The following is a 13,098-nucleotide window of genomic DNA, read 5'->3' on the forward strand; positions in this document are numbered from 1 at the left end:
CTTAAATTAGGCGAGTATTAGAGCGTGTTTCATAGCGGAGCGCAATTCGATGGATAAACAAATCCTTGTGGCTGCTATGATTGCTCGAATACTCGCTGAGACTTGCGACCGACTCGAGGTTATAAGGTGACGCGTTGTCCGTCTGCATCGAACAGATGCACATCCTCATAGGTGCAGCTTATCTCGACTTTCTCAAATTTGCTGACTGCTTGGTCACCTGGTAAGTGCACCTTGAATCCGTCGACACCGGACGCCTGTCCGAATAGATAGGTGCTGTTACCCAGACGCTCCACAACTTCACTTTGGAACTGCAATTTGACAGGACTGTCATGGTTAAGTGTTAGATGTTCCGGTCTAACGCCAAGGCTCAGTTTGTCACCTGTATTAGGCGTAGAGGAACTGCTGTCAGTTCGCGGAAGCGTAAAACGCTCACCTTTGTCGGTTTTTAGGGTGAGGTTAGTATCGGTAATCTCTTCTACTAGGGTAGGAATGAAGTTCATTTTAGGAGAGCCGATAAACCCAGCAACAAACTCGTTTTGTGGTGTGTGGTATAGCTCAAGAGGGCTGCCGACTTGTTCTACCCGACCATCCCTCAACACCACGATTCTGTCGGCTAGCGTCATCGCTTCAACCTGATCGTGTGTCACGTAGATCATCGTGTTAGCTAAATCTTGATGGAGCTTGGCGATTTGCAATCGCATATCAACGCGCAGCTCTGCATCTAGGTTAGATAGGGGTTCATCAAATAGAAACACCTTAGGGTTACGGACAATGGCGCGACCGATGGCCACACGTTGGCGTTGACCACCAGACAGCTCTTTCGGTTTGCGCTTTAGCAAGTGCTCTAATTGCAGTGTTTTAGCTGCATTCTGTACTTGCTTATGGATGTAGTCCTTAGGATGGTTATTCATCTTGAGACCAAAACCCATGTTTTCTTCAACCGTCATGTGAGGGTAGAGGGCATAAGATTGGAACACCATCGCCACGCCACGCTCCGCCGGATCGACGTCGTTGACTCTCTCATCATCAATATAAATCTCACCATCGGAGATCTCTTCTAGCCCTGCGACCAAGCGAAGCAGTGTTGATTTACCGCAGCCAGATGGTCCGACAAACACCACAAACTCACCATCATTAATATCGAGATCCACACCGTGGATGGTTTGTACCTTACCAAAGCGTTTGATGACTTGGTTTAAGCGGATGTCAGCCATAAGAACTCCTAGTTATGCAGACAAGTAAAAGCAAAAGTTTAGCGAGTGATAGCGGTTAGCCTATACGTTTTCGATAGCGCTAATCGTGCTCGCATGATGTCCGTTGATACCATCACCATACGCCCTAATCGCACTCTTGTTAGCTGTCAAACCCAGAATAGTTGATCATGATCATAATTTGTTAACGAATTTGAGTGAAAAGTGTGGAAACGTTTACAGTTTTAATTTTGAGCAGTACAACATTTCACCATGCTGGCTAATATTTAGGTGTATTTTCACTAAAACTCATCTAAAACAGTACTTATTGTTGATATTTACTAAAATTAATATGTGTTAACAGTATGTTGCGGTGAGGTAGGAGTCACCTTGAAATGGAACAATCTGTGAAAACGGTATACCCCAAAAACCGATTACCTTCACAGCGGCGTAAGAGCCGCATTAATACCAATGTTGCCCCCTGGCTGTTTTTGGCGCCGGCGATGCTCATTTTTGCGGTTTACGTGATTTATCCCATCTTGGATAGTATCTGGCTGAGCTTTTATGAGTGGGACGGGCTCGGCGAGAAAACATGGGTTGGTTTAGACAACTATCGCGAACTCTTTGACTCAGAAGCCTTTTACACCTCTTTAAAAAACAACTTTTTGTGGTTGGTGTTCTTTATGCTTGCACCACCACTAGGGCTTGCTATCGCGCTGTTTCTGAACCAACAGGTAAGGGGGATACGCGTTGTTAAGTCGTTGTTCTTCTTCCCTTTTGTTATCTCTCAAGTGGTTGTCGGTTTGGTCTTCGCTTGGTTTTATGATCCATCATTTGGTCTGTTCAATATCGTATTGGGCTTCTTCAATGTTGAACCTATGGCGATTTTGTCGAATGAAGACTACGTCACCTACGGCATCATTGCTGCGGGTCTGTGGCCACAAATTTCATACTGCATGATTCTCTATTTGACGGGCTTAAACAATTTGGATCCAGAGCAGCTTGAAGCAGCTCGATTAGATGGTGCGAAAAAGCTTCGCATGCTTTGGTATGTGGTTCTGCCTCAGCTTCGTCCAGCGACCTTTATCGCTATCGTCGTTACGGTGATTGGTGCACTTCGCTCCTTTGACTTGGTTGCGACCATGACGGCTGGTGGCCCGTGGGGTAGTTCTACAGTGTTGGCATATCAAATGTACGAAGAGTCAATCTTTAACTATCGGATGGGCTATGGTGCGGCGGTTTCTGTTGTTCTGTTCCTGATTATGGATATCTATATCGCTTACTTCTTGTGGCGAATGCTAAGGAGTGAAAAATAATGTACCCACAACCGATCGAAAAGTCAGGACGCTTTACCAACATAAGCTATCGAGTGGCTTTGCCTATCGCTATTGTCCTGTGGTTACTTCCGCTTATCGCGGTAATGATGACGTCTATCCGCTCTATGGAGGACATCAACAAAGGTAACTATTGGGGATGGCCAACGGATATCCAGTTTATTGAAAACTATACTCAGGTATTCACTGCGACGCCTATGGGTCAATACCTGCTTAACAGTCTTATCATCACGTTACCTGCTGTTGCTGGCGCGGTTGCTTTGTCCACGTTGGCAGGCTTTGCCCTAGCCAAATACAACTTTAAGGCGAACATCTGGATCTTTGCGATGTTCATCGCAGGCAATTTTGTCCCGTTTCAAATTCTTATGATTCCTGTGCGTGACCTGACCATCACCTTTGGGCTTTACGATACCCACTGGGCTCTTATCTTTTTCCATGTCGCGTTCCAAGCAGGGTTTTGCACGCTGTTTATGCGTAACTTCATCGTTGGCATCCCTAACGCACTGATTGAAGCGGCGCGAGTTGAAGGCGTGAGTGAAATGAAAATCTTTTGGCATGTCGTGCTACCTCTTGTGAGACCTGCACTTGCGGCATTGTCGGTTCTCGTCTTTACCTTTATATGGAATGACTTTTTCTGGGCACTAGTACTCGTTCAAAGTGATGAAGTACGTCCGGTAACAGCTGGATTGAGTTCTCTGAAAGGGCAGTGGTTGGCAGCATGGCAATTTATGTCGGCGGGTGCAATCGTCGCTGCTATTCCTCCGGTGGTGTTGTTCTTTACGATGCAACGTCACTTTATTGCAGGTTTAACATTAGGAGCGACCAAAGGTTAATTCTAAGTGTACTGCATACCCCGCGTTGAATGCAGTGTATCAACGCAAAACATAACGATAACAAATGGAGCCTGAGCTTACGCTCGACAATAAGGATCTTACTATGAAAACTGTGAAACACCTCGTTGCTACCACGATACTAAGCGCAACTGTCTCTGCTACAGCATGGGCGGGTGAGTTAGTTATCAACTCTGACCAAGCAGACCCTGCACCAAAGGAAGCTTGGGCTGAAATCGTAAAACGATTTGAAGCAGAAAACCCAGACATTACGGTGAAGTACAACCTGTATGACAAAGAAGCGTACAAGACGACGATACGTAACTGGCTGGTAACGTCTCCACCGGATGTTGTGTTCTGGTATGCGGGTAACCGTATGAAAACGTTCGTAGACCGTGGTTTGCTTGAAGATGTGAGTGATATCTGGGCTGAGAATAACATGGCTCAGGACTTCAAATCTGCAGCACCAGCAATGACGGTAAACGGTAAGCAATATGGCGTACCATACACGTATTACCAGTGGGGTGTGTACTACCGTAAAGATATCTTTGAGAAGTATGGCATCGCAGAACCGAAAACATGGGATGAGCTAAAAGCTGCCGCTGCAACACTAAAGAAAAATGAGGTTGCACCATTCGCTATCGGTACTAAGTACCTTTGGACAGCAGCAGGTTGGTTTGACTACATCAACCTACGTACCAACGGTTTAGATTTCCACATCGACCTAATGGACGGTAAGGTCCCATACACCGATGAGCGAGTGAAAAAGACATTTGCTAACTGGGCGGAACTTGTTGAACCAGGCTACTACCTTGAAAACCACGCATCATACTCTTGGCAAGAAGCACAGCCATTCCTATATAACGGTGAAGCCGCAATGTACCTAATTGGTAACTTTATTGCTCCAAACTTCCCTGACGAGTTGGAAGGCAAAATGGGCTTCTTCCAGTTCCCTGTGATTGACCCTGCTGTTCCTTTGGCAGAAGACGCGCCGATGGATACGATTCACATCCCAAGCAAAGCGAAGAACAAAGAAGACGCTCGTAAGTTCCTTGCATTTGTTGCTAAGCCAGAGATTCAGCAGCTTGTTAACGACGTTCTATTGCAAATCCCGACTAATAGCAAAGCGAAGCCTGCTGATGACGAGTTCCTAAACATCGGTGTTGAAATGCTAGCTCAAGCGAGTGGTACAGCTCAGTTCTATGACCGTGATACTGATCCTGCCATGGCGAAAGAAGGCATGAAGGGTTTCCAAGAGTTCATGGTAAAACCTGAGCGAGTCGATCAAATCCTCAAGCGTTTGGAAAAAGTACGTCAACGTACATTTAAAAACTAGGTAAACACAGGATATCTGTTTTACCCAATACCAATGAGCGCTCTCAACGCATTGGAGCGCTCTTTTTGTCTCGGAACAGTAGGAAGTAGAGATGAGATCTTTCGCCCAAGTCATCGCCGCTCGCGAGTGGGAAAACCAACACGTTGTGCAACGTAATGTACTTGCCCCTCATGCGCCTTTGCATGCCTATCGCACCATAGAAGAGGCTCGTAAAAATCAAGCATCTTTAAACCAAATGTCATTGAATGGTGAGTGGAAGTTTCACTTGTTGAAACGTCCTGAGGATATGCTGGAGTCGTATGTTGCGAGTGACTTTGACGATGGGCAATGGGACCCTCTATCCGTTCCAAGCAATTGGCAACTGCATGGCTATGACAAGCCAATCTACACCAATGTAAAGTACCCATTCGACGACAACCCTCCGAATGTTCCAGAGCAAAACCCTACAGGCGTGTATCGCAAGCGCTTTCAATTTGCGAGTCAGTCAGATGCGACGACAACCATCACGTTTGATGGCGTCAACAGTGCTTTCCATCTTTGGTGTAATGGGACTTGGGTCGGCTACTCACAAGACTCACGTCTGCCTGCTGAGTTCGATCTGAGTGCTCATTTAGTTGAGGGCGAAAACCAACTGACCCTCATGGTCTTGCGTTGGTCAGATGGCTCTTATCTTGAAGATCAGGATATGTGGTGGCTTAGCGGCATCTTTCGCGATGTCACTCTGAGGACCAAACCCAATAGCCATATTGCCGATGTCGAGACGATCGCTAGTCTCCAGTCTGACTATCGTGATGGGCTTCTTAAAGTGGTGACAAAAGTTGCCAAGCCAGAGTCTACTCAAACGATTTTGGTCACAGTTTATGACGATACAGGGAGGCTTGTATCTGAACAGTCGCAAGCGATGGGCGTTGAGTTTGTTGATGAAAAAGGTGCGTGGGACAATCAATCAATCCATAGAATCAAGTTGGATGATGTAAACGCATGGAGCGCAGAGCGCCCGTATTTATATCGAGTTGTCGTTTCACTGCTTAACGATCAGAAGCAAGTTGTCGATTGTGAGGCTTACTCTGTAGGTTTTAGAAACGTCGAGATCTTAGATGGCCAGCTATGTGTAAACAGTAAACCCTTGCTCATTCGCGGTGTCAATCGTCATGAGCATCACCCTGAGCTTGGTCATGTGATGACACGAGACGGTATGATTCGTGACATCAAACTACTGAAGCAAAATAATTTTAATGCGGTTCGAACGGCGCACTATCCAAACCATCCGATGTGGTATGAGCTTTGTGACCAGTTTGGTCTGTATTTAGTTGACGAAGCGAACATTGAAACTCACGGTCAGTTTCCGATGTGCCGTCTGTCTGATGATAGCGAGTGGGTAAATGCTTTCATGAGGCGCATGGTAAATCTGGTTGAAAGAGATAAAAACCACCCCTCGATCATCATCTGGTCGTTAGGGAATGAATCGGGAATTGGCAGCAATCATCATGCAATGTACCAGTGGGTTAAGCAGCGCGACCCATCAAGGCCGGTTCAATACGAGGGTGGCGGTGCGATGACATCGGCAACGGACATCATCTGTCCTATGTATGCCCGAGTCGATTGGGATTTGCCTGTGGTGGGGCATCAGCCAGAGGTCACACCTCGCGTAGGCATCAAAAAAGCAATTGCGCTACCCAATGAAACGCGCCCTCTGATCTTATGTGAATATGCCCATGCGATGGGAAATAGTCTTGGTAGTTTCGTTGAATACTGGAAAGCTTTTCGTGACCATCCAAGATTACAGGGTGGGTTTATTTGGGACTGGGTAGATCAAGGGCTTACCAAATTTGATGATAAAGGGCAGTTCTATTGGGCTTATGGTGGTGATTTCGGTGATGAAATCAATGACCGACAGTTCTGCATCAACGGATTGATTTTCCCTGACAGAACGGTGCACCCAACTCTATTTGAAGTTAAAAAAGCGCAGCAGTTTTTCCAGTTCAAGTTGATCAGCGACCAGCCACTTGTGATAGAAGCTGTGTCTGAAAACTTGTTTACTTCCAGTGACAATGAAGTCCTCTCGTGGCAACTTTTAGAAAATGGCAACATCGTGCAATCTGGAGAGGTCGCACTATCTATTCCCGCTCAAGCTAGTCTTCAGATACAGCTGTGTGATGCTATCGAGCGACTCCCTGGCGCACGCTATCACCTTAATCTACAAGCGAGATTAATCAATGCTACACCTTGGGCAGAATCAGGACACATCACCGCTTGTGAGCAAATTGAATTAGCCTCTATTCCCAAGCTCCATCTTGCTGAAAAGGAAAACTTTGGTTCGCTCCAACTGCTTGATACTGATACCAAGCTTCGAATTGAGAACGAATGTTGTGTTGTTGAGTTTGATAAAGAGACAGGCTACTTGGCTGATTGGATGATAAAAGGAGCCAAGGTACTGAGCCAACCGATAAAAGACAATTTCTATCGCGCACCCCTAGACAATGACATTGGTACAAGTGAAGCGAATAAGCTCGACCCTAACTCTTGGTTCGCACGCTGGGAAGCCGCTGGATTTAGAACGCTTCGACGAGACGTTCAAAGCTTAGAGGCTTATGAGATCTCTGGTGGTGTAGAGATAAAGTGTGTTGCTATCTACAGTAATGATCTAGCCCCAGTCATTTCAAGCACTTGGCGTTACCACATAGCGAGTGATGGCTCGATTGCTATCGATGTTGATGTCACGCTCGCTCGCGGTTTACCACCGATTCCGCGTGTCGGTCTTGAGTTGTGTTTGCCAAAACAGACGTCAAGCGAAGATCGAGCTATGGTTGATTGGTTTGGGCGTGGTCCACACGAAAACTACCCAGACAGATTGTACTCGGCTCACATCGGTCGTTATCAAAAACCTATCGAAGAGATGCACACTAATTATATTTTCCCTTCAGAAAATGGTCTTCGTTGCGATTGTCATGAGTTAACGGTAGGCAATCTCAAGGTGGAGGGTGAGTTTCATTTTTCTGTCAGTGAGTTTAATCAAGTGAACCTCGCCAACGCGAAACACACAAACGAACTTGTAAAAGAAGATGCGGTGTATGTACGGATTGATGGCTTTCACATGGGGGTGGGGGGAGATGATTCTTGGACACCAAGTGTTCACGACGAGTACCAACTTTGCGAGCAGCATTACCGATATGCCGTGGTATTGAAGACCTTGGATTGATCGCTTGTAACCGTTAATCACTTTTTAATCGTCGTGCAGTAAGTAAGCTATAAGAATTGGATGTTTTGGTTGTGGAAACGTTTACATTATCGAGAGTTGCATCACGGATTACTAATAGACTCGCTTGATAGAATAATCAAAACGGGCCTGCGAAACAGATTGAGAAACATTATGGCTGATATACATTTTGACCCAGTAGACCACCCACATCGCCGTTATAACCCGCTGACCGGTCAGTGGATCTTGATATCACCACACAGGGCTAGGCGCCCATGGAGTGGTCAAGATGAGAAACCCTCAACCGCTGAGCTACCAAGTTTTGATAAGGGGTGTTTTTTGTGTCCGGGTAACGCTCGAATCTCTGGCGAAACGAATCCTGATTACGAGGGAACCTACGTTTTCTCCAATGACTTTGCAGCATTGATGCCCGACTCACCAGACGCACCGCAATCTGACAATCCGTTGTTTAAAACTCAAGGCGTGAGAGGACTGAGCCGCGTTATCTGTTTTTCTCCTGATCACAGCAAAACCTTGCCAGAGTTATCCGTCACTAAAATTCGTGGCGTTATCGATACCTGGAATGAACAGATTGAAGAGTTAGGCAAAGACTACCTTTGGGTTCAGGCGTTTGAAAACAAAGGGGAAACCATGGGGTGCTCTCAACCTCATCCTCATGGACAGATTTGGGCGAACAGTTTTTTGCCCAATGAAATTGAGCGCAAAGAGATCCATCTAAAAGATTACTTTGAACAGTACGGCTCTAACTTACTCGTGGACTATGTCGAATCTGAGCAAAAGGACGGTTCGAGAACGGTCGTCGAAACAGAGCATTGGCTAGCCGTCGTCCCTTATTGGGCTGCTTGGCCTTTTGAAACCATGTTGTTGCCTAAGGCCCATATTCGACGAATGAGTGAGTTAAGTGATGCGCAGCGCGATGATCTCGCCTTGGCAGTAAAAAAATTGACCAGCCGATATGACAATCTGTTTCAGTGCTCTTTCCCCTACTCAATGGGCTGGCATTTTGCGCCGTTCTTTGAAGAGGGTACGAATATCGACCATTGGCAATTACATGCTCTTTTCTATCCACCGCTTTTGCGCAGCGCCACGGTTAGAAAGTTTATGGTGGGCTACGAGATGCTCGCTGAATCACAGCGAGATTTAACGCCAGAGCAAGCCGCTGAGCGACTACGCGTACTGAGTGACGTTCATTACAAAGAGTGTTAATACAACATCCCATACGTTGGCTGAGTCGACGTGTTTACACAAGATTTGAGAGTTCATTATGTCTGATTTAATAAATAACGTGAAAGCGTCTTTCAAGCAGGTATTAGATTACGAGCCGACCCATGTTGTGCAAGCACCGGGGCGTGTAAATTTAATAGGCGAACATACCGATTACAATGATGGTTTTGTATTACCTTGTGCAATCAACTACCAGACAGTGGTCGCTGCGGCCAAAAGAGAAGATAACCAAGTTCGACTCGTCGCTGTGGATTACGACAATGATACCGATGCGTTCAACCTAGAAGAGCCAATTGAGTTTCAAGACGATAAAATGTGGGCGAACTACATTCGAGGCGTGGTCAAGTATTTGTTGGCGAGAGGCTATGAGTTTAACGGCGTTGATATTGCCGTTAGTGGTAACGTGCCCCAAGGTGCTGGTTTAAGCTCTTCAGCGGCTTTAGAGGTCGTGATTGGGCAAACCTTTAAAGTGCTTTATGACTTAGATATCAGCCAAGAAGAAATCGCGCTAAACGGCCAACAAGCTGAGAATGAGTTTGTTGGCTGTAACTGCGGAATTATGGACCAGATGATTTCGGCGAAGGGACAAAAAGATCATGCCATGTTACTCGATTGTCGAAGCCTTGAATCCAGCTCTGTATCTATGCCCGAAGGCATGTCTGTCGTCATTATTAACTCCAACAAAAAGCGCGGTTTAGTTGATAGTGAATACAACACCAGACGACAACAGTGTGAAGAAGCGGCTCGCGTGTTGGGAGTCAAAGCGCTGCGTGACGTGTCGATTGAGGCGTTTAATCAAAAGCAGGACCAACTCGATGAGCTGGTCGCGAAGCGCGCTCGTCACGTCATCACTGAAAACGCGCGTACTGAAGAGGCGGCCAAAGCACTGATGGCTGGCGATATGAAGCGAATGGGCGAACTGATGGCTGAGTCACATGCCTCAATGCGATATGATTTTGAAATCACAGTCACGGAGATAGATACGCTTGTTGAGATTGTGAAGTCTGCTATTGGCGAAAATGGCGGCGTTCGTATGACAGGTGGCGGTTTTGGTGGCTGTGTTGTTGCGTTAGTTCCACCTAGTTTCGTGCCAGTCATCGAGCAGGCAGTGAATCAGAACTACGAAGCTGCAACAGGATTAAAAGAGTCGATCTACGTTTGCCAAGCTCAATCAGGAGCGGGACTTGCTGAAACACTTTAGCGATAAGAGATAAAATATGGGAATCGAGTTTAGTGGTATTGCAAAAGATGGTCAGGCACCAAAGTTAGTCACCGTATCCAACGCAGCAGGGATGGAAATAACGGTTATGGACATCGGGGCGGCTTGGCTAAGTTGCAAGGTACCGATAAACAACAGTTTACGAGAAGTGCTGCTGGGCGTGAGTTCAATAGAGGATTACGAGCGCCAACAAGTCTATCTGGGCTCTACGGTTGGTCGATATGCCAATCGTATTGCTGGCGGGAAATTTTCGATCGATGGGAATACCTACCAGGTAGATGTTAACCAAGCGGGAAATAGCCACCATGGTGGCCGTGACGGGTTCGATAAGCGGCGTTGGAGCCTTGTAATACAAACTGCAAACAGCGTTGAGTTTGAACTTATCTCTGAAGATGGTGATCAAGGGTTTCCGGGCAGGCTCGTGACGAGAGTGACTTACACGCTAACCGAAGATAACTCTGTCAATATTAATTACCGAGCTTCAACCAACAAGGCGACCCCAGTTAATCTTACCAATCATGCTTATTTCAATTTATCTGGGGCCGATAACGGGGAGACGGTGTTAGAACATTGGCTTCAAATCGATTCATCGCATTACTTGCCGACTAACGATGTTGGCATCCCACACAAAATGCCGGAGCCTGTGAGTGAAACGAGTTTTGATTTTAACCGCACCAAACGCTTGTCTTCTGAACTACTAGTCAGTGAGCAACAAGTGCAAGCAAAAGGTTATGACCATTGCTATTTGTTGTTAAGTGGGCGCGATATTTCCTCACGAGTTGCAGCGCTGCAATCTCCAGATAGAAAACTGGTAATGTCAGTGATTACCACCATGCCAGGGATGCATCTTTACACCGGAAATTGGCTGGCGGGTACTCCAAATCGAAATGGTGGAACATACGAAGATTACGCGGGTTTGGCACTAGAAACTCAGTTCTATCCGAATGCGCCAAACCAAGATTGGCATGAATCCAACGCCATTCTTAGACCAGGTGGTGAGTACAGCCATAGTACGAGGTATTGCTTCGAGTTCTAGATGAACTCTATGTCCAGAGAGCTCAGGTAGAAGTGAAATTATAGACTGATTTCGGTCTTGAGGCTTGGCTGCGAAACTCTATTAGTCAACATTTTAGGCTGTTTTAAGCAGGCCGTATTCTATAAATGCTGCTTAAGTCTCAATCATATTGAGACGTAGATCGAGAATTACATCAGTGCGGAAGGAAAGTCACAGTTTTACCTACTATAAATAATACTCTTATAGTTAATGGTGAGTGTATAACATGTTGATTCGGGCCAACTTTAGTACGTTGGTGACCTCGATTCTGATGTTGCTTTTGGGGGGATTCCCAACACTGGCATCCGGATCTTCCGCGCAAGATACAGGTGCTTTGGCGTTGGAACAGCACGGAGAGCAACCGTTGACTCCAAAGCGCCTAATAGTGTCTAACTCGAAAGCGTGGAAACCCTATTCTTTTCTCGACGACGCTAATCAGCCTGCGGGGATTTTGATCGACCTGTGGAAAGCATACGGCGAAGCGAACGATATTGTTATCGAATTCAAACTTGTTGATTGGCAAGAATCCATTGATCTCGTCAAAGCGGGGCAAGCAGATGTCCATGCTGGTTTATTATGGTCGCGTGAACGAGCGAAAGTTTTGGCATTCGGAGAGCCTCTATTCGAATTAGACACTCAGCTTTATTTTCATCACTCATTACAAAGCTTTGATGCTGATGAATTTCTTCTCGGTCACCACAACCACAAGGTCGGGGTAGTTAACGGTGGTTATGAAGCAGAATATATGCTCAACCACTTTCCCGAAGTTGGGTTAGCTTATTTTGACAATAATGCTCTGATGATAAAAGCAGCGCGAGACAACAGGATTCGAGCCTTTGTCGCTGACCTTCAAGTAGCGAACTACTATTTGCATATTGGCCCCAAAAGCGGTCAGTTTATCGATGTTAAGCACCTATATTCGGGTGATATTCATTACGCCACGTCGCAATCGAATGTAAGCCTAATGGAGTCGATCATTGCCGACTTCAAACATGTCGGAAAACAGGATTTACAGCGGATTTACGGACGATGGATGCATATAGAAACCGTGTACCCCTCCTACTTACCGGCAATCGCCATTTCTGGCATTGTTATCATGCTTCTTATCTACCTAGTAATTCTAAAACATGTAGTGAGAACCAAGACTCAAGAATTGTCCGCTGAAAACGTACAGTTGAAGTACCTTTCAGAGACGGATGCCCTGACGGGGCTGTGGAATCGTCGCTATTTTCTGGACAAATTGAAGTACTTCCGAAGGTCCAACAGCAATTTAACGGTCATGATTATCGATATCGACAATTTTAAAATTGTGAATGATACCTACGGGCATATAAAAGGGGATGTGGTGATTAAGCATGTGTCCGAGAAAATAAAAGCATTGACTAACTCAAGTCATATTGTTGCTCGTATTGGGGGAGAAGAGTTTGCGTTAGCCTTCATTGATCAGCCTGTTTGTTTCTCGGATGAACTTGCACACCGTATTTGTGAGTCTGTGAGAGATATCGACCTCGATGAAATAGACGGTTTGCCAGTGACCGTTAGTCTCGGGTGTGCGATCTATCATTGTGCTAGCGACTTTGAAACGCTGTATGAGGCCGATAAACTCATGTATGCTGCTAAAAAACAAGGTAAAAACCAGGCTGTAGTGGAGTACATACCCACTCAAGTTGAACCGGCACAAGCACTGGAATAGT

At 46.0% G+C, this 13,098-nt stretch carries 9 protein-coding genes; 8 read left to right on the forward strand and 1 reads right to left on the reverse strand.

The genetic code is table 11. The annotated features are described in order from the left end of the window. Window positions 1-119: 119 nt before the first annotated feature. On the reverse strand, window positions 120-1,214 hold the full coding sequence (locus AC6I8U_RS23990) for an ABC transporter ATP-binding protein (RefSeq protein ID WP_498018808.1): 1,095 nt from the start codon (window positions 1,212-1,214) through the stop codon (window positions 120-122). Between the two features lie 371 nt (window positions 1,215-1,585). Here AC6I8U_RS23990 and AC6I8U_RS23995 point away from each other — a divergent pair, with 371 nt between their 5' ends. The 8 genes from AC6I8U_RS23995 to AC6I8U_RS24030 all read left to right on the forward strand — a co-directional run bounded on the left by AC6I8U_RS23995 (window position 1,586) and on the right by AC6I8U_RS24030 (window position 13,097). After that, entirely contained in the window at window positions 1,586-2,506 is a 921-nt protein-coding gene (locus AC6I8U_RS23995) for a carbohydrate ABC transporter permease (RefSeq protein WP_042471241.1), read from the forward strand. Next, complete coding sequence (locus AC6I8U_RS24000) at window positions 2,506-3,357, forward strand: carbohydrate ABC transporter permease (protein WP_234496969.1); 852 nt, start codon at window positions 2,506-2,508, stop codon at window positions 3,355-3,357. The genes AC6I8U_RS23995 and AC6I8U_RS24000 overlap by 1 nt, the downstream gene beginning before the upstream one ends. Before the next feature lie 103 nt (window positions 3,358-3,460). After that, window positions 3,461-4,690, forward strand: coding sequence for an extracellular solute-binding protein (locus AC6I8U_RS24005; RefSeq protein WP_234496968.1), 1,230 nt, complete (start codon window positions 3,461-3,463; stop codon window positions 4,688-4,690). 91 nt (window positions 4,691-4,781) lie between these two features. Beyond that, complete coding sequence (locus tag AC6I8U_RS24010; protein ID WP_498018809.1) at window positions 4,782-7,889, forward strand: beta-galactosidase; 3,108 nt, start codon at window positions 4,782-4,784, stop codon at window positions 7,887-7,889. A 171-nt stretch (window positions 7,890-8,060) separates the two neighbouring features. After that, complete coding sequence (locus tag AC6I8U_RS24015) at window positions 8,061-9,113, forward strand: UDP-glucose--hexose-1-phosphate uridylyltransferase (RefSeq protein WP_498018810.1); 1,053 nt, start codon at window positions 8,061-8,063, stop codon at window positions 9,111-9,113. Window positions 9,114-9,171: 58 nt separating this feature from the next. After that, a complete protein-coding gene (galK, locus tag AC6I8U_RS24020; protein WP_498018811.1) occupies window positions 9,172-10,332 on the forward strand; it encodes a galactokinase in 1,161 nt (386 codons plus the stop codon). 16 nt (window positions 10,333-10,348) lie between these two features. Beyond that, window positions 10,349-11,386: a galactose-1-epimerase gene (galM, locus tag AC6I8U_RS24025; RefSeq protein WP_498018812.1), complete on the forward strand. Its 1,038-nt coding sequence runs from the start codon at window positions 10,349-10,351 to the stop codon at window positions 11,384-11,386. Between the two features lie 244 nt (window positions 11,387-11,630). Next, window positions 11,631-13,097, forward strand: a complete 1,467-nt coding sequence (locus AC6I8U_RS24030) for a transporter substrate-binding domain-containing diguanylate cyclase (RefSeq protein WP_498018813.1) — start codon at window positions 11,631-11,633, stop codon at window positions 13,095-13,097. The last annotated feature ends 1 nt before the right edge of the window (window position 13,098 follow it).

It is taken from the genome of Vibrio sp. KUL80, assembly GCF_059725495.1.

Coding starts and splice junctions, on each gene's coding strand:
- AC6I8U_RS23995 (WP_042471241.1), top strand. CDS start 1,586: ATGGAACAATCTGTGAAAACGGTATACCCCAAAAACCGATTACCTTCA.
- AC6I8U_RS24010 (WP_498018809.1), top strand. CDS start 4,782: ATGAGATCTTTCGCCCAAGTCATCGCCGCTCGCGAGTGGGAAAACCAA.
- galM (WP_498018812.1), top strand. CDS start 10,349: ATGGGAATCGAGTTTAGTGGTATTGCAAAAGATGGTCAGGCACCAAAG.
- AC6I8U_RS24015 (WP_498018810.1), top strand. CDS start 8,061: ATGGCTGATATACATTTTGACCCAGTAGACCACCCACATCGCCGTTAT.
- AC6I8U_RS24005 (WP_234496968.1), top strand. CDS start 3,461: ATGAAAACTGTGAAACACCTCGTTGCTACCACGATACTAAGCGCAACT.
- AC6I8U_RS23990 (WP_498018808.1), bottom strand. CDS start 1,214: ATGGCTGACATCCGCTTAAACCAAGTCATCAAACGCTTTGGTAAGGTA.
- AC6I8U_RS24000 (WP_234496969.1), top strand. CDS start 2,506: ATGTACCCACAACCGATCGAAAAGTCAGGACGCTTTACCAACATAAGC.
- AC6I8U_RS24030 (WP_498018813.1), top strand. CDS start 11,631: ATGTTGATTCGGGCCAACTTTAGTACGTTGGTGACCTCGATTCTGATG.
- galK (WP_498018811.1), top strand. CDS start 9,172: ATGTCTGATTTAATAAATAACGTGAAAGCGTCTTTCAAGCAGGTATTA.